Below are 18,008 nucleotides of genomic sequence, written 5' to 3'. Positions count from 1 at the left end.
CTTAAGTGTAATAACATCTTACCCACTCATTTATAATTCATAATTTATAATTTTTAATTACCCAACCCGTGCGCTACTATAAGAAGAAAGAAGAGATTGACAGAAGAAAAGCGGACATCCAACCGATTGGAGATAGCCTGAAAGCGCTGATGAAAGCCTATAGGCTGGACGGAAAGCTTGGCGAAGTGCAGCTGGTGCAGAATTGGGAGAAGATCATGGGCAAACCCATTGCCATGAAAACACAGCAGCTATACTTTAGAGACGGGAAGCTGTTTGTGCGCCTCACCTCTGCCCCGCTGAAGCACGAGTTAAACATGTCGAAGAGTAAGGTGATAGAATTACTGAACACCGAAGCCGGCAGCGATGTAGTAAAAGATGTGGTTTTCCTATAGTCTTAACCACAGATCAATGGGGATCTGAGGGATTTGATTGATTACCTAGAGGCGTAATTTTTTGTGACTTTTTTTGCCTGAGTCAGGGTTTTGACCTCACAGCGTCTAGAAGACCTGTGAGTGTCTTGCGACAAAGCTGTTACCTGCATAAATACTCGTAAGAGCTTGACCCACTACAAATTTTAAAATAATCATAGTACATCTGTCTAATCTCAATTAATCTGTGGTTAAGACGAAAGCTAACCTGCCTCCGTATACTTGGGCTCAAAGTATAATACTGTTAGCTATGACCACACCTGCATTTCGCCCTGTATCTTTTTCCCAAACCACCCTCACCGAGCTCATGATCCCGAGTTATGCCAACTTTGGCGGTAAAATTCATGGGGGTATCTTACTCTCATTGATGGACAAAGTAGCCTACGCCTGTTCTGCCAAGCATGCTGGCAACTACTGCGTTACGGTGTCTGTGGATGGTGTTAACTTTCTGCAGCCTGTAGAGGTTGGGGAATTGGTATCACTGAAAGCATCAGTGAACTATGTGGGCAATACCTCCTTGATGGTAGGTATTCGCATCGAGGCCGAAAACGTGAAGACAGGAATAATCAAGCATACCAATACCTCTTACTTCACGATGGTAGCTAAAGATGAAAATGAGCAACCCACCAAGGTCCCAGGCCTTATATTGGAGTCCAGGGACGATGCCCGCCGCTTTTTGGAGGCCATTAAACGCAGAGAGCTTTCAAAGCGCTACCAGATGGAGTTCTTTAACACCAAAAGTATACTCAGCGTTGACGAGGAGTTATACTTATTGCAGGATGAGCGGTGCAAGCTGGCTTTTTAAACCCCAAAGACCTCGCAGCGTCCGGAGGTCCTGCGAACGTCTTGCATACTATAAGGCAATATCTGAATTGGGACTTATAGAATGAAAGAATGGGCAGGATTCTCTGCAATACCGGGTCAAACCACCCCTGCCCCTCCTTGGCTAATGCGGGGAATTCTGCAGACGATTAACACACCCCTACCCCTCTCGAGAGGGGAATCTGCGCCGTTACCAATTTTTACTTGCTTCCAGATGCGACAGCCGCTGGCCAAGAAGTGTCCATCCCAGCCCTTGGACTGAGCACCTCGAGAGGTTCCGGTGACGAGCTTCAGCGAGGCATTGCGACGTCAGGAGCAAAGGAAGCGAAAGCAGTGCGATGGCAAAGGGCGAGGCCGCCCGGCCTTGAGGGCACCAAAGCCCGATGTGAAACAATAGGTGAGTTAGACTGAGGAGTATAATCAGCTAGAAAGAAAGGCAGAAAACGCCAGCTTTAGCAAAAATCGGACAATAGCAGAATTATATTTCCACAAACTACTCTACTAACCCCAAACAATGAATTCTACCCAATCTTCCTTATCTTTATAAATCATCACTCATACTTAAACCAACATGACCTTAAACTTAAAACAACTGTTAGTTGCTGCGCTGCTAACCGGTTCATACATTCTTGCACCTACCTCAAGTATAGCCCAGGAAGTAGTGCGCCAGGACGATGATATAAAGCAGATGGTAAACCAGATCTCTGCCAAAAACCTGGAAGACCTGGTGCGCAAGATGGTAAGCTTCGGCACACGCCATACTTTGAGCACTACCACCAGCAAAAAAGAAGGCATCGGCGCAGCCCGCGAGTGGGTAAAATCTGAGTTTGAAAAGTATGCCCAGGCCTCCGGTGGCCGCATGACCGTGGAGCTGGATAAGTTTGTGGTAAAGGCTGATGGACGCCGTGTGCCGCAGGATACCGAAATGGCCAACGTGATAGCCACACTAAAAGGCACCGACCCAAATGACAACCGCATCATCATAGTTGGTGGCCACCTCGACTCCAGGGCCACAGACGTGATGGATGCCAAGAGCAAAGCCCCAGGTGCTAACGACGATGCCTCCGGAGTAGCGATTGTGATGGAGATGGCCCGCATCATGGCTTCCAGAAAATTCCCTGCTACGCTGATGTTCGTGGCTTTTCAGGGTGAGGAACAGGGGCTGTATGGCTCTACACACCTGGCAGAGCGTGCCAAAAAAGAAGGCTGGAACCTGATTGCCATGCAAAACAACGATATTGTGGGCAACTCCTACTCTGCGGAGCTGGGCATCCACGACAACACGAAGGTGCGCATCTTCAGTGAGGGCACACCTGCCAGCGAAACAGAAGCAGAGGCACGTATGCGCAAAACATTGGGTGCAGAGAACGATAGCCCGAGCCGCAACCTGGCCCGCTACATGGAAATGGTTGGCGAGAAGTATGTAGACCAACTGGATGTAGTGCTTGTGCACCGCGCTGACCGTTTTTTGCGTGGCGGTGACCACACACCGTTTAACCGCCAGGGCTTTACTGCAGTGCGCATGAGCGAAATGAACGAGGACTTTGACCACCAGCACCAGGATGTGCGCAAAGAAGGCGATAAGCAATACGGAGACCTGCCAGAGTTTATGGACTTCGAATATCTGAAAAAGAATGCCGGTGTTAACCTGGCCACTATGGCCAGCCTGGCCTGGGCACCAGCCGCCCCAGAAAAAGTAGGCGTGGTTACCTCCAACCTTACCAACAAAACCGACCTGAAGTGGGAAGCGCCGTCCAAAGGGCAAAAGCCAGCCGGGTATTATGTGCTGATGCGCCCAACACACGCCTCTAATTGGGAAAAGAAATTTTACGTGACTGACACCAAAGCAACCCTACCGTACTCCAAAGACAATTACTTTTTTGCTGTGCAGTCTGTAGATGCTGAGGGCCACGCCAGCTTGCCGGTGCTGCCTGTGCCGGTGCGCTAAGTTTAGATAAAATAAGGTGTAAAGAAGGGAAAAAGACTTAAACAGGTTTGATGCCTTTTACACTTAAGCAACATCCTGATAGAGCACATATCTATACTTAAAGTTTGACTTAAGTTTAATATGAAGCGATTGCCATACTTTATACTTTGCCTGTTGTTCCTGCTGTCTGCTTATACTTTGCTGGCGCAGGAGCAGCAGCTTAAGGTAACCAAAATAGCGCCCAAAGTATACGTTCATACTTCTTATAAGCAGTTGGGTAAGGTAGTCTTTCCGTCGCATGGCCTTATAGTTTCTACCAAGGATGGCGTGGTACTGATTGACACCGGCTGGGGCAATGCCCCTACAGAACAGTTGCTTGAATGGATAGCCAACAACCTGAAGCAGCCGGTAAAAGTATGCATTCCCACCCATTTCCACGACGACAAGATGGGAGGCATCAGCGTTTTGCAGAAACGGGGTATTCCGGTGGTTACGTCGGCGCTAACGGCCAGGCTTGCCGCAGAGCATAACGCAGGAATTCCGGACATAACTTTTGCCACAGACACAACCCTCACAGCAGGTGGCCAGCAAATTGAGATCCACTACCCGGGGGCGGGCCACACTACAGACAACATCGTGGTGTATCTGCCAAAACATAAATTACTTTTCGGAGGATGCCTGGTAAAGGACATACAAGCTAAAAGCCTTGGCAATATTGCAGACGCTGACCTGTACAATTGGCCAGAAACTATCCGGGGCTTGCAGAAGCGCTATACAAAAGCAAAAATAGTTGTGCCAAGCCATGGCCCCTGGGGCAGTAAGGTAGCGCTAGAACATACTTTATACTTGCTCGGACAGGCAACAAAAAAGCAGCCCTAAAGTAGGGCTGCTTTTTCTGGGATATGTGGTTGTATTCTCTTTACATTCTTGAAATTCTGGCGGCTGCCGAAGTATCCGAGGTTATACTTGGCTTGCCCTTGTATTGCACCGCTGATGCACCAGAAGCATTAATATCCAACGTGTTGTCAGCATGAACTTTTACTTTACTGGCACCGCTTGCCCCTATTTTCACGTCTTTCGCGATCAGTTCCGAGGCATCTACATTAGAAGCACCCGACATCTCCATTTTCAGCTCTTCGGCCTTGCCTTTAAGCTCTACTTTGCTGGCGCCGCTCATGTCGGCTTTTATCTGCTTTGCCTCTACCGTAAGAGCCACTTTAGAAGCTCCGCTCAGGTCTAAAGCCATGGTGTTGGTTTTAAAGGTGGAGTTGCCCACTACTTTTACACCGCCGCTGATATCGATCTTGTTCAGCTCTTTAATGGTTATGTAGGCTTTCATCCCTTTTGTGCTAGACAGGCTTTTGTCGTTGTAAATGTGCAGCACACCATTTTTCACTTCCGTTCTGATATTGTCCAGCAGGTTTTCTTCAGCCTCCAGGCGCACACCTTCGTTGCTTCCCTGCGTTATCTCCACAGCAAAACCACCGCTAACATCAATGCCGGTATACCCCGATACATTTCTGGTTTGAGTCTGAACGTTGCCGTTGCCTTTTAGCTGCTGCGCCGCCAGCGGCAGGTCTGCCAGCATAAGTACTAGCGCCATGGCAAGGGAGGTCGTGTAAAATTTCAGGATCTTCATAGTTAATGAGAATTAGTTGTTAGATTAGTTTCATCAGCCTTTTAAGCAGCTTCTGAACTAAAGATGCTATTCCAGGGCAAAGGTTGCTTAGGCCTTTCATTTTTTTTTCAAAAACAAGATGGCTATACTTATAACGCGCTTTAAATAAACACATTACACTATGAGACCATTTTTTGTCGGTGTGGCTTTGTTTATTGTTTTCTGGAATAGAAGTGCCCCCATTATGTAAGCCGCCACATCCAGGATATCGGAAGTATACTTTGCAGAAAGCAGTGGCAGCAGCCATTCAAAAACCATACAGAACAGCAGCACTGCTGCTAACAGGTAGCGTTTAGGGTGAGTAAAAACGGGGTTATTAAAGTATAGCCGCTCTGCCGCAAGTATAAGCGTGAGCACAATAGGCATGCAAAGCAGATCGTCGAGGTGTGCATATAATGGCCAGATGTACACCCCTGCCTGCTCCAGTGCCTGGTTAAGGGCAAACAGTAGTACGCTTACTAAAAATACCGGGTGCAGCAGTACCTTCATCTGCCTGGTTTTGGTTTACTGTATAACAAACAGCTGGCAAGTATAATTGCCCTGCTTGTGCTGGAAAAGAGAGGATTAGATTTATGAGATGCGCCCTTTGCGGAAATTACCAGGATACATACTCGTTCTTGAAGGCATAAAGGGCACCGACAATAGCTCCTGCCATGTACAGCATCATCAGTGACAACACCATGCCTGGCTGCACAGTCTGCACACGCAACGTTTGCATGAGCAGTGCAACCAGAAAAACAGCTGTGGCGGGTAAAAAACGATTATAAAATGTTGTCATACCTGCTTGATTTAGGTTGAGGCTGAATTTAGCTCAACTATACCTTGATTGTTAGGTATAAGTTTCGGAAGCAATTGTATAAATATTAGATTTTCCGATGTAAATCGCAAGCAGAAGTATGAATTTTATACTATAATGCCACCAAGGCAATCAAAAGCACGATACTGCCCAATGCCAACAAAAATATTTCGGTGGGCGTCAGGTTCTTGTACCAGGCCCGGTGTTCTAAAGGCATTGGTTCTCCGCAAACAGGGCACTGTTCACTACCTGCTGGCACCTCTGCGCCACAGTTTGGGCATGTTTTAAATGGTTCTGAAGCAGACAATGTTAAATTTTCAAATACTAGTTACCTGTACGGCTCAAATTATTTTTTTGTGTTGATGACCACGACTCCCCAGGCTCCTTTCTCACCATAAACCCTGTACGCCTCCTCCGTTTTCAGTACCGTTACGCTCTCAATGTTATCAAAGTCCAGGTTTTCGATGGCTGGCAGCATTTCACCTTCTTTGGCACGGCCAACTTCTTTTCCATCCAGTATAAACAGGGGCTCTTTAATATCTTCCAGATCGGCGGCGTCTAAAGACTTCCCATCGCTGTCTTTTATCAAATTTCTGGCAAACTCCATTTCCTCCTCAGATACTTCCTGACGCTCCAGCGAGGTAAAGTCATTTCTCTGCAGCATTACAACATAATCGCCAATGGCGCTGAGCATCTGCTGCTGCTTTTGGTTTAGCAGAGGGCGTTTGGCTTTAATATCATCCCGGAGCAACTGATAAGACAGTTTACGAAGCCGCACATAGTCCAGCATCGCAGTCAGCTTATTCTCTTCTCCTTTAGGCGGGTCGTCGACGTTCTCCAACAGTACCTCCGTATCCTCCCAAAGCTGTATGCCATTCTCAACCATTGGCAGTATGGTTTCAGAGTCGTAATCGTTGCCTGCTTTGTCTAATGTAACCAATGCCTCCATGGCGATGCTCTCATTCTTAACCAGCTGCTCCATGGTGTACACCCAGCGCGCCTTGCCTACAAACGGAATGGAGTTGAAGAAGCCAAACAGCACAGCCATTGCCAGACCTACAGTAACAGCGTTACCGGCTATACCATACTTTTGCATAATGTATCGGTCGGTGCGCACCAGCAGCACAAAGCCATACACCAGCCCTGCTACAAGGCCGCCAATGTGCGCCGCGTTGTCGATGCCGCCACGCATGCCGTAAGCCAGGTTTATACCTATCACGATGGCCATATTTGTAAGTATGCCGCGTTTGCTGTTCCAGTCATGTTCGCGCTCCAGCAACAGCAGTATCAGCAGCATGCCAAACATCCCGAAAATAGCTCCGGAGGCACCCACAGACACACTTATTTCCGGGCTCACCCACCATAGGCTTGCAATGCTGCCGGCAATACCGCAAAGCAGGTAAGCCAGCAAAAACTGCGTTTTACCTACCAGCGCCTCCAACTGCATGCCAATGTTAACCAATGCCATCATGTTTAGCAGCAGGTGCAGAATGCCGCCATGGAGAAACATACTGGTCAGTAGTCGCCACCACTCGCCTGTAAGCGTGTACGGGCCAAAGTTGGCGCCAATCTTCACCAGCTGCTGCGCATCTGGGTTAACTGGGTCGAGCCCAAGTATGGCGCCCAAGATAAAGGCCAGCACATTAATGTAAAGTATGATGGGTGTAATGATATAATCCCGCTGCGGCACAAAAAAAGCCAGGTAGCCTTTCGCCTTCTGCCCCAGTGTTTCTTCCCGAGTAACGCTGTGCTGTACTTGCTGAAGCAGCTCCTGCTGCAGTTGTTCGGCCTCCGGAGTACTTTCGCCCCGTTTCTGCAGCTCCCCGATAACTGCCAGTATAGCCTGAGGTTCGTATTCATGGTGTTCCAGCAAAATGGCTTGTAATTCTGCCGTAGAAAGTGCTTGAGCCTGTGCGGTGTAGTTTGTTTCCATTGTTATGATAAAGTATGACAAATGTAACCAAGCCTGCTCCATGCGCAAAACTTTTTTTACCATTTGCCCGGATAACCTTCAGGCTCGTAAAGGGGTACATTCATAGCAAACATAAAGCTATGATACACACTAAAGTTGACTCTGTATACTACACCATTAAGCGCGGCGACAGCCCGTTGGTAGCCACAGCCATACACAGCGGACATGAGGTGCGCCACAACATCAGCAACCTGTTTGCACTTGCCGCCGAAGAACGCCTGCGCGAAGAAGACCCCTACACGGACCATTGGGTAGAAATAACGGATAACCAGATCATTGGGCACAATTCGCGGTTTGAGCTGGACCTTAACCGGCCACGCAACAAAGCCATTTACCGCAAACCCGAAGATGCCTGGGGCCTGAATGTCTGGCGGGAGGAACTCTCGCATGAGTTTGCAGAGGAATCGCTGGCGCATTACGACAGGTTTTATGCCGATGTAAAGCAGTTCCTGACGGAGATACAGAAACGCCATGGTTGTTTTGTGGTGTACGACCTGCACAGCTACAACCACAAACGCGATGGCGCAGACGGACCAGCGGCAGACCCCGAACAGAACCCCGAGGTAAACATTGGCACTGGCAACATGAACCGCAAAAAATGGGCACCCGTGGTTGATGCCTTCACACAATCGCTGAAAAGCTACGATTACCATGGCCGCAACCTGGATGTGCGGGAGAATGTAAAGTTTGAGGGCGGACACTTTATGCGCTGGATACACGACACCTTCGGCGACAGCGCCTGTGTGATAAGCATCGAGTTTAAAAAGTTTTTTATGGATGAATGGACCGGTGAGCCGGACCATACCCAGATACAGGAGATAAAGAAAGCACTGGAACAAACCATTAAGCCTGTTACCACGGCAATGCACGAAGTATGCAGTGTGCTGTAGCCCTAACCTAATCGCTTTCATTCTATCGGCAACAGGCAAGTATAAAGTGTGCATGTGCCCGCATTTGAAGCATTAAGCCATGATCGAAAGTATAACCGACAATTTCATCAAGAAAATCACCAAGAGCATGAAGCGGGGCAAGCAGGTGCACCGCCGCCTGCCAGCTGGTGGCCTGGTGTACATTGACCGGCCCCTCCCCTTTCTTTTCCTGTTCAGGCACCCTGTTGGCAAACCCGACCACGCCACCGCTGATTTTGTGAAGGCCTCGGCCTCGTACATCATCTCCAGCCAGGAATGCACAGACGAGTTGCGGCCGCTGGTGCAAAGTATAGCTAAGGCCATGTCGGATAAGTTCGGTGCTTTTATGGTTATCGAGTTGATGGCCGCACAAGAAGCGCAGGCTCCGCTGTTCAAAATATTAGGCCCTGAAAAACAACTGCCGGGCACAATTAAAGTGCTCCGGCAAGAGCTCGAAAGTATAAAAATAAGCGGCATCCGCACCACCGTAGAAACTGACTCTAACGAAACGCTGCTGCAGGAGCCGCTCTGCCTGATGCCCATGGAGGATTTGAAAAAGCATAGTGTATTGCTACTGGGTGTTGTTTTAAAACCGCTTTATACCAACCAGGACACAGGCAAAGTATACCCGCTACTGCAACGTACCCTCCGGCAGAAGATCGCCAATGCCATTAAGAAAACGGCCTTTGATTTTATGCAGGTGCAGGGCACATTAAAACCTGTTCATTTTCAGGCGCTGGGCAGACAGGCCGTAAACCAGGTAGTGTGGCGCATCGACAAGCAGTTGACAAGTATAAGCGACCAGTTCCGGTTTCTGCTGCTGGTAACGCCGGTAAACAACAAAGAGGCATGGGAAGAGTTCAGGCTGAGTGGCTTTAGCAAAACCCCTACGTTTCACTACCGCCTCATGCCCATTGATACGGATAAAGTGAAACGCGACCTGTATAATATCCCCATTGAGAAAGTAGACGATCCCACACTGGCATTCCTTTTCCGGGATAAGCGGCATGAGCTGGACAAGATGATCACGATGCTGGCTGACAGAGGCACACCCGATTTTCTGTACAGCAGCATGCAACTATACGGTGGCGTAGATGCCCAGCTATTGAAAGTGGCCGATGGCATACTTGCCGCCATACCCGAGCCTACCCGTGGTAAAGAGGTTGAACTGATACCCGTAGCTGAGTTTGCCGCTCTCGCCGAGCAGGAGATCGCTTTTCTCAGAAGCCAGCACCCTGGCGTGGACTCTGGTGTGGATGTGCGGGAGGATATAATTGGTTTGATCGTGTCTAAAGGGCGTTTGAACGTGGGCACCGATGCCAAAATACCCCGCAGCCGCGCACAGGCATTGATACAGCATGAGGTGGGCACGCATATTTTAACCTATTACAATGGCAAGGCGCAGCCGCTGCACCAATTGTATATTGGCAGCCCGGGTTACGAAGAGCTGCAGGAAGGGCTGGCTGTGCTAAGCGAATGGCTGGTGGGCGGCCTTGATCAGGATCGGATGCGTTTGCTAGCGGCGCGCGTTATAACGGTGCACCACCTAACCAAAGGCAGCACATTTTCGGAAAACTTCTGGCGCCTGAAAGACGACTATAACTTTAGCGACGAAACTGCCTGGGACGTAACCATGCGCGTACACCGTGGCGGCGGCCTGACAAAGGACGCTGTGTACCTGCGTGGCCTGGTGCACCTGCTCGACTACCTGAAACAGGGCCACGAACTGGAGCCTCTGCTTATCGGTAAAATACGCCAGGACTACATTCCCATTGTGCAGGAACTCATTTACCGCAAAGTGCTGCGCCCTGTGCCGCTAAAACCGCGTTATTTGATCGATGAAAGTATAAAACCCAAGCTGGAACAACTTAAAAACGGTATTTCAGTATTTAACTTACTATAGCTTCCAACCGCATCCATCAACCTAGAAAGCACCCACATGACAGTAGGATTTGTAGTAAATAACATTGAAACTGAAAAGGCAATCTATACCACCATTTTCCTGGCACAGCGCCTGCACAATGCAGGCCACACCGTGTACCTGATGGGCGTCGGCGACCTGGCCTATTACCCCGATGGTTACATGGGCGCCATGGCCGTGCAGGCAGACGCTAACCACAAGTATAAATCTCCGGCCACGTTCATAGATTATATTCACAGCGAGAAAGTTAAAAAAGTGCGGGTAACGGCCCGTGAACTAGACGTACTCATACTTCGGAACGACCCGTCATCAGAACCGGAAGGCCGATCCTGGGCACAGAATGCGGGTATTATTTTCGGGCAGCTTGCCATGCGCCATGGCGTAATCGTGCTCAACGACCCCACTTCCCTCTCCGATGCCGTTAACAAAATGTACTTCCAGCATTTTCCGGAGGAGGTGAGGCCGCGCACCCTCATTACCCGCGACAAAGAAGAGATCAAGGAATTCTTTAATCAGCAAAAGAACAACATCATACTTAAGCCACTGCAAGGCTCCGGAGGCTCAGGTGTGTTTATGGTCAAGAAGAAAGACTCCACCAACCTTAACCAGATCGTGGAGGCGATCAGCCGGGATGGTTACGTTATTGCCCAGGAGTACCTGCCAGAGGCCGCAGAAGGCGATGTGCGCCTGTTTGTGATGAACGGGGAGGCATTGATGCACAAAGGAAAATACTGCGCCATACGCCGTGTAAACAGCCCCGACGATATCCGCAGCAACATACACGCCGGGGGTACAGCCGTCGCCGCCAAAGTAAACAAGCGTATGCTGGACCTGGTTGAACTCGTGCGTCCCAAACTGATACAAGACGGTATGTTTCTGGTGGGCCTTGATATTGTAGGCGACAAGCTGATGGAGATAAACGTGTTTAGCCCAGGTGCCATGCCTACGGCCAGCCAACTGGAAGGCGTGGATTTTTCGGAGCCTGTAATAGCAGCCCTGGAGCGCAAGGTGCATTACAAGAAAACCTACGGCACCCAGATAGACAACAAAACTGTGGCTATGATCTGATAGAGTTCTTTTACAGATAAAAAATTAAGGCGGACAGGGGTAAGTCTCCTGTCCGCTTTAATTTTTTATTTGAGTCTATTGCTTGCTAACACAAGGCATTTAGTCATCCACCCAATGTTACATCTGTTTTTTTGTTTTTATGTGAGGTTCCACACAAAATTTTTCCAGCTTTAACCTGAAACACAACACACTGATTTACTGCGATTTAAAGCTAAAAAATTTACGGCCTGAAAAATTTTTAAAAAATATTTCAGGCTTTCTTTGCAAGAAGAAAACAAAAGACTAATTTTGCACCCGAATTGAGAGGGACGGTATTGCGGAAAGCTAATATATGCACAAGTTTTTATACTTGCAAATAATTGGCGATATTTTTTCTGCATCTCTTTTTCAAACTGCATAATGCCGGAGCTGAAATATTGCTCAAAAGGCTGCAGACACAGGTTTAGAAGTAATATTTACTAAAGATAAGGTTAGTTAAAGTTTAGATTAGTTTAGTTTGTTTTAAGGTGAGAAAAAGCCCCGTCGTCTTCGGCAGGGCTTTTCTCATTAATATAGAGGGGTATACCTCTCAAAAATTTTAAGTTAGACATATAGCAGCAGCGCCCGACCTTTGGCCGGGCGCTGCTGCTTTGTATAGGTATAGTTCTGGTTTACTGAACCTTGCCCATGATCAGGAGCCAGGTAACGATGATGGCAATGGGTATAATTGAAAAGATGATCTTGCCTGCCACACCTGGCGTAGAGGTGCCCGTAAGCCAGGAGCCTTTACTAAACACATAGCGCAGGCTGGTAAAAAAAGTAGCCAGTAAAAAGAACAGCAGCACTCCCTGCACGATCAAAAGCACACCACTCAAGAAAGCATCGTAGGCAAGTACTTTACGGCCGGCGTCTATGGTCCAGGGCACAATGGCCAGCACACAAAGTATGGCCATAACAGCCCCGATGCGCTCCAGGTACAGCTTTAACCACGAAACAATGCCAAAGAGCACCATACCACTTACAAGCGCCACGGTAGAGTATAAAGTAGGCTCTATCCCCATGTAGCCCCTGTAAATGAGTATAACAAGTGCATGGGCAAACCCCGTCAGGAAATAGAGTAGATACCTGGTCATACTATACTTACTGCTAAAAGCTTATTTCAGGTACTTTTTAGGTAACTGGTTCTTTGGGTTCTCCGGCGTAAACATCAGGCTGGCGATCCACCAACGGCCTTTGTCATACACCAGCTGGTATGTGTTCACACCACGGTCTTCCACCTTTCCGTCTTTGCCAAAGCGTGTTTCATATGCCTGAAACGCAGTGGCGATGTTTCCGAATTGCTCAACCTTTAAGCTAAGCTGGTTTTCATAAAACCCTAATTTGGCGTATACCGGGCCGTTTTTATCGGCAAAGCTTTCAACTGTAAAAACACGCACGAAACTGCTGTCTCCTTTAAAGAACACACCTCCCATTTGCGCACCCGGCAAAAACAATGCTTTAAACTGCTCCATGTCGCGTGGCTGGTCTTTTGGCCCCGAGATGATCTTCAGGCCGGCATTCACGATGGCCTCCACAGTAGCCACATCTGCTTGCGGCACCCTGGTTTGTGCAACTGAAGTATAGGCAAGCGTGCAGGCAAAAAATAACGCTGTTAACAGCTTTTTCATAGTTTTTAGGGTTGTAAGGTTTGAAAACCCTAAGATAAGCTAATTTACAGCTATCTCACTTCCTGTAAAGTATAATATGCAAAGGTGCTTTGCAGTAAAGGCATCTCTCCCTGCTCGTTGGAAGTGTAGAGTTTTACCTGCTCGATCATTCCGGCTGGGCTGTAGGCATACTTTTCCTGCAAGAACAAAATGTTATCGCGGTAGATGTAACGTGCTGTCAATTTGCCGTCGGCATCATACTTATAATCTATGTGTTCTTTTTTAGCCCCAGGCTCCTCTATCGTGATTTTACTGATTTGACGTTGAGGGGTGTACTCCACCTGCACACTCTTCAGGATAGAGCCGTTCCGAACCAATTGCCTTGCAGTAATGTATCCTTTTTGCTCATGGGAACTCCAGTACTGGTTTTGCTCATGAAGCAAGGCATACACGGAATAAGGCTTTGCATAAGTGTTATAGAACTTCATGGCATCCGGCTGCAACTCCTCATGGCTGGTTACAGCGCCACCATAACTCAGGTGCAGGTTAAGCAGGGGCTCAAAAGTCTGTGCATGTGTGTTGTATACCTGTATTTGCTGCTGCTTCGGCATGCGGCTCAGGTCGAGGTTCTTTTTATACTTCACGGCAATCCCGTGGAGTTCGCTGGTAGTTGTCGTGCTTATTGTTCTGGATGAACTAATCGCGGAGACATCCGATATAAACTCCTTGTTCTGTATAACAATGGCATCTACTCCATGTTTCTGGGCCTGGTCTTTCAGCTTTAGTATGAGCTGCGCATAACGTGTGTTTTCGCCTCCGCGTGCCTCCAGCGCCGCTATTTTTACATACTCCTCTTTTGGCCACTCACCGGCAAAGTATAGCTCTACGTCTCTTTCGTGTGGCACGGTAGGCACCTCCGAAATCCTGTCGTTTACGCTGGAATACATACCAGTGGTGCAGCTGCCAAGGCCATAGCAAACGGCCAGTGCCAGCAGGGTTGTTTTCGTTGCTTTCATACTTCTGATTTCAAGGTTTATAATGTTTAGGATACTTTACCCAGTGCGGCACTCCGAACTGTTAAGCTAATTTATACTATTTTGCCTTGTTGTAAATCGCAATGGCATCACATACTCTGTGCTTATTTTTTCCCCTTCAAATGTTGCTGGTTGCCACGGCTCCATCTTCTTTACAAAGCGCAATGCCTTTTTGTCAAAATCGTCTTCCATTCTCCTCAGCAACTGGATATTCTTAATAGTACCGTCCTTATCTATAACAAAGCTCACAACGATGATGCCTGTAGCCACAGCAGGAGGACGGCTCATGGTAAACGACATACTTTTACTGAAATAAGCTAGCAATGCTTTTTCACCTCCCGGATATTGGGGGGCTTCCTTGTATACTACAAATGGTGCCTCCTGGCCGTCTTCAGTATAGCATTTGCCATAAATTTGTTCGCCATCCTTGTACAACTCTTCACGCTTGAGCTTACCGCTGCTGTAAAATGCCTTTAGTTCACCATCATACTTGCCCTGCTTGTAGCCAATCATATGCTTTAGACTGTCATTCTCATGCCATTCCATTTCCAACCCATGTTGTGTGCCATTCTCGTAGGTCTGCAGGCTTTGCCTTTTACCATTAGGGTAGTATGAAATTACTTGCCCGTGTGCCTTGCGGGGATGAAACACCGAGGTATAAGAGCCCATTTTGATGAGCCTGTAGTTAGTGGAATCGGGTATGATCTTATAGAGCTTAATGGTGCCGTGCTCAACCTGATCGCTTTCACGCTCAATCACCTCCATAAACTTGGCAGCTTTAAAGTCATCTATCACACGCTTTTCAGCATCGTAATAGATGGCGTGCTTTACCTGTGCAGCACCTTCAGCTACGGCCAGGCAACTGATAATCAAGGTTATCAGCATGAAAGACAATAATCTCATTTATTAAGTTGTTTTGTTAAAATGCGCGTAAATCAGTTCTCTATACCTCTTTAAGTAAATAGATACAGAGGCTATTCTGATCAAAGTATAAAGCCCGCAGCCATCAATGCCGGTGTTATCATCGGAAATGGTAGCTGCAGGCAAGTATAATTTGCTTTAATAATCTGAGGCGCCGACTTCCTGAAGTACTTCCTCCTTCTGCTCAATAGCTTCTTCCTGTTCCGGGTATAGCCGCTCTACGAATGTTTCCTTTACTCTGCTTGACAGATGGAAGTATGGAACCCAGATGGCTGCAACAATAAAATTGCCTATAGCCTCACCCATGGTGCTTGCAGTATTGCCAAGTGGCAGGTTCAGGCCGCTCATCAACGTATACTCAAACACAAGAAACACAAGCCCCAGGCAGTAAAATAAGGTCATCAGTCTTGGCACGCTGGTTCGGCGCTTAAAGAATAGGGATATCAGCAGCAGCGTGAAAACCAGGTAAGCTGTGTTAACCACAACCTCAAACACCAGTATTCCGGCCAGTGCCGGCGAGTAGGATATCGAAGACACATCCAAGAGGCTGTTCCAAACGGCTACATCAAAATAACTTGCATTTGCTAGGTTTACCAGAATTCTGATGGGTGCTGTTACCAGGCCAATGGCAACCACTATCAGCCAGCCGCCTATACTTTGCCCGTAGTAAATGGCATTGCCATCAGGGTGTTGCGGATCCCAGTAGTATATTTTGTAAGCACCAAAGCACGCTCCGCAGAATGCCAGCACCGCAAAAGTGAACATCAGCCAGTTCATTCCTCCGCCTGCTGTAAAACCTGTGTTGTAGGTTAAGCCATAGTTCAGCTCGTCCAACATCGCTTTTTGGTTACGCAGAAAAGCAGGCGTGGCCTCTGCCGTTACATGGTCCTGTTTGTGCTCATAGATATAGTAAATATTCAGTTCTGTTCCGGAAGGGCTGTACTCAACTGTTTTCCTGAAACTAAACGCGTCATCGTCGATGTGCTGTTTCTCGTTGTTTATGGTCCAGGCTTCTGGCAGCAGTACCGTAATGGTTTGCTCTACCCAAAGGGGGTACCCCAGACCCAGCGGCATGGTGCGCTTGCCCGCTCTTGGCTGGTAAATGTAGCTGCGCAGCACCTGTGGCGCAAACCATGCCTCCACCACTTTGTCCTGTCCCTTTTGCGCCTGCCAGAAATTCTCAATTCTATACTTTTCCAGCACAATAAAAGTATTGTCGGCGGCCTCTTCAAACACGATCTCGTTGATCAGCTCAATCTCGGGGTAGGCAGTGGCATAAAAGTTAATGTAATCTTTCTCAATATCTTTAATGCTGGTGGTGGCAAAATAGCTGCGCATATAGTCTGCCTGCGAGTTGCTATACTCAGAGCGCACTTCCAGTTCTACTGCACCATCAAAATCGTTAACATAGTAGATCTCCTTTACTTTGGTTTGTGGCCTGTTAAAGGCGGGAGGCACTACTTTGGTTAATCCCTTTGTGCCAGCATCGATTACCAGTGCCTTGCCATAGTTTGGCAGGTATGTGCTTTTGTGGTCGCCGCGCTGTTTGCTGATGGTGGCATCATACCAGAACACCTTCTCCCCTATTAGCTCAACGCGCACAATGCAATGGTTAAAGGCATACGGCGATGGCAGCAGGTCCTGGATATGCTCCTGTGTGTTTGAGTTTACTAAGGCCGGGGCTGCCTTGATGTCCATGGCGCGGAGCATGGTGGTAAGCAGCAATGCTTTGTCCTTGCAGTCGCCGAAGCGTGTGGCATATACCTCTGAGGGCGTTCTTGGCTTAAAGCCTCCTATGCCCGCCTCAAAGCCCAGGTACCGCACTTCGTCCTGAACAAAGCGCAGGGCTGCCACTATGCGGCCTTCGTCGCTGCCTACAGTGCTTTTTATACTATCTATTTTTGCCTGCAGTGCTTTGCTCGGTTTCTCTAACTTATATAGCGGTGCGGCCCATTTTGCGACTTCCTGCCAGCTGTTAAACTCCGTCATGTATACGCCTGGATATGGGTCGTACCATGCTGGTGTGTCATCGTCTACGGCGGTGGCCGGCAGGTCTTTCAGGTGCCAAGTATAGGTGGTTTTTCCGCTGGCTGTTTCAATAACCGGCTTCTGAGTTGTGCGGAACAGCTTGTAGTTGATCTTGCGGTTCTGCGGCACCACAACCCGTACAAGCCTTTCATCCATGGGGTCGTAGGACTGCAGGTTAAAAGATGTGAAAAACTTGCCCCCGAACACCGGATTGGCGCCCTTTATAGTGCAAGCATATTCAATAATATCACCCACCCTAACATCATCCAGCACCAGCACGGCCGTCAGGGTTTCGTCGAAAATGTTCTGCTCCATGCCCCTTTCGCGCTGAAGCGTTTTTACCTTATTCAGGTCCAGTTTGTTGATGGGCTTGCCGTTGCGCCAAACCACTACTTTATGCAACTGCAGTTTCTCGTGGTTCGGATCGAAAGTGATTCGCAGTTCGGAATAGCTCTGTACACCCTCTTCTGTGGTAAGCTTGTATACGTTGTGGTAAAAGATTTCCTGCTTCTCCACCTCCAGTTGCGTGTCCATCAGCAGGTAGTATACGCCGCTGTTCACATCGCTTGGTTTAATTTTGGATTGGGTGCGGTCCGGCAGTTTTTTTATCCAGGCAGGCTCTGGGGCAGCCGTCACGTTTCGCGGAGTAGACAGGGCCGAAAAATGACCCAGCAATAGAAAAGCTAAAAGTATAAAAGATAAGGGTCTAAGTCTGTTTTCGTGGTAAAAATGCTTCATATAGCTATAGGATAAATTTCTGTTAAATATAGTATAAATAGTGTTATGAGCTAACCAAATTTTTACCTCACAGTCGCTTAACTCAAAAACATTATGCATACTTGCCGGTATAGGTACAGCCTGTGCTATGGCAATAGCGTTT

17 protein-coding genes are annotated in these 18,008 nt (G+C 48.1%); 7 read left to right on the top strand and 10 right to left on the bottom strand.

The window, feature by feature from the left end; translation table 11 throughout:
* Positions 1-68 precede the first annotated feature (68 nt).
* The 4 genes from AC4BAP_RS01380 to bla all read left to right on the top strand — a co-directional run bounded on the left by AC4BAP_RS01380 (position 69) and on the right by bla (position 4,056).
* Positions 69-392, top strand: coding sequence for a DciA family protein (locus AC4BAP_RS01380; protein WP_490580821.1), 324 nt, complete (start codon positions 69-71; stop codon positions 390-392).
* Between the two features lie 286 nt (positions 393-678).
* On the top strand, positions 679-1,233 hold the full coding sequence (locus tag AC4BAP_RS01375) for an acyl-CoA thioesterase (RefSeq protein ID WP_490580820.1): 555 nt from the start codon (positions 679-681) through the stop codon (positions 1,231-1,233).
* 588 nt (positions 1,234-1,821) lie between these two features.
* Entirely contained in the window at positions 1,822-3,198 is a 1,377-nt protein-coding gene (locus AC4BAP_RS01370) for a M28 family peptidase (RefSeq protein ID WP_490580819.1), read from the top strand.
* Positions 3,199-3,318: 120 nt separating this feature from the next.
* The gene (bla, locus tag AC4BAP_RS01365) at positions 3,319-4,056 is read left to right on the top strand and encodes a subclass B1 metallo-beta-lactamase (protein WP_490580818.1); all 738 of its coding nucleotides are present in this window, start codon (positions 3,319-3,321) and stop codon (positions 4,054-4,056) included.
* A 40-nt stretch (positions 4,057-4,096) separates the two neighbouring features.
* Here bla and AC4BAP_RS01360 read toward each other — a convergent pair whose 3' ends face one another.
* The 5 genes from AC4BAP_RS01360 to AC4BAP_RS01340 all read right to left on the bottom strand — a co-directional run bounded on the left by AC4BAP_RS01360 (position 4,097) and on the right by AC4BAP_RS01340 (position 7,584).
* Positions 4,097-4,816, bottom strand: coding sequence for a head GIN domain-containing protein (locus AC4BAP_RS01360; RefSeq protein ID WP_490580817.1), 720 nt, complete (start codon positions 4,814-4,816; stop codon positions 4,097-4,099).
* A 153-nt stretch (positions 4,817-4,969) separates the two neighbouring features.
* A complete protein-coding gene (locus tag AC4BAP_RS01355) occupies positions 4,970-5,344 on the bottom strand; it encodes a magnesium citrate secondary transporter (RefSeq protein ID WP_490580816.1) in 375 nt (124 codons plus the stop codon).
* Positions 5,345-5,450: 106 nt separating this feature from the next.
* On the bottom strand, positions 5,451-5,633 hold the full coding sequence (locus AC4BAP_RS01350; RefSeq protein WP_490580815.1) for a hypothetical protein: 183 nt from the start codon (positions 5,631-5,633) through the stop codon (positions 5,451-5,453).
* A gap of 130 nt (positions 5,634-5,763) precedes the next feature.
* Positions 5,764-5,958 carry a zinc-ribbon domain-containing protein gene (locus AC4BAP_RS01345; protein WP_490580814.1) on the bottom strand — a complete coding sequence of 65 codons (195 nt, stop codon included), beginning with the start codon at positions 5,956-5,958 and terminating at the stop codon, positions 5,764-5,766.
* Between the two features lie 39 nt (positions 5,959-5,997).
* Positions 5,998-7,584: a rhomboid family intramembrane serine protease gene (locus AC4BAP_RS01340; protein ID WP_490580813.1), complete on the bottom strand. Its 1,587-nt coding sequence runs from the start codon at positions 7,582-7,584 to the stop codon at positions 5,998-6,000.
* 119 nt (positions 7,585-7,703) lie between these two features.
* Here AC4BAP_RS01340 and AC4BAP_RS01335 point away from each other — a divergent pair, with 119 nt between their 5' ends.
* From AC4BAP_RS01335 to AC4BAP_RS01325, 3 genes are all read left to right on the top strand, one after another.
* Positions 7,704-8,513, top strand: coding sequence for an N-formylglutamate amidohydrolase (locus AC4BAP_RS01335; RefSeq protein ID WP_490580812.1), 810 nt, complete (start codon positions 7,704-7,706; stop codon positions 8,511-8,513).
* A 79-nt stretch (positions 8,514-8,592) separates the two neighbouring features.
* Positions 8,593-10,434 carry a peptidase MATCAP family protein gene (locus AC4BAP_RS01330; RefSeq protein WP_490580811.1) on the top strand — a complete coding sequence of 614 codons (1,842 nt, stop codon included), beginning with the start codon at positions 8,593-8,595 and terminating at the stop codon, positions 10,432-10,434.
* Positions 10,435-10,470: 36 nt separating this feature from the next.
* On the top strand, positions 10,471-11,520 hold the full coding sequence (locus AC4BAP_RS01325) for a glutathione synthetase (RefSeq protein WP_490580810.1): 1,050 nt from the start codon (positions 10,471-10,473) through the stop codon (positions 11,518-11,520).
* A 650-nt stretch (positions 11,521-12,170) separates the two neighbouring features.
* Here AC4BAP_RS01325 and AC4BAP_RS01320 read toward each other — a convergent pair.
* The 5 genes from AC4BAP_RS01320 to AC4BAP_RS01300 form a co-directional block, all read right to left on the bottom strand.
* Complete coding sequence (locus AC4BAP_RS01320) at positions 12,171-12,632, bottom strand: hypothetical protein (RefSeq protein ID WP_490580809.1); 462 nt, start codon at positions 12,630-12,632, stop codon at positions 12,171-12,173.
* Between the two features lie 21 nt (positions 12,633-12,653).
* On the bottom strand, positions 12,654-13,166 hold the full coding sequence (locus AC4BAP_RS01315) for a hypothetical protein (RefSeq protein ID WP_490580808.1): 513 nt from the start codon (positions 13,164-13,166) through the stop codon (positions 12,654-12,656).
* Positions 13,167-13,216: 50 nt separating this feature from the next.
* Complete coding sequence (locus AC4BAP_RS01310; RefSeq protein WP_490580807.1) at positions 13,217-14,161, bottom strand: hypothetical protein; 945 nt, start codon at positions 14,159-14,161, stop codon at positions 13,217-13,219.
* 66 nt (positions 14,162-14,227) lie between these two features.
* The gene (locus AC4BAP_RS01305; protein WP_490580806.1) at positions 14,228-15,082 is read right to left on the bottom strand and encodes a TonB family protein; all 855 of its coding nucleotides are present in this window, start codon (positions 15,080-15,082) and stop codon (positions 14,228-14,230) included.
* A 156-nt stretch (positions 15,083-15,238) separates the two neighbouring features.
* A complete protein-coding gene (locus AC4BAP_RS01300) occupies positions 15,239-17,866 on the bottom strand; it encodes a DUF3857 domain-containing protein (protein ID WP_490580805.1) in 2,628 nt (875 codons plus the stop codon).
* Positions 17,867-18,008 lie beyond the last annotated feature (142 nt).

The sequence above is a fragment of the Pontibacter sp. GD7 genome, from assembly GCF_058216375.1.
This window is presented reverse-complemented; position numbering and strand designations above follow the sequence as displayed.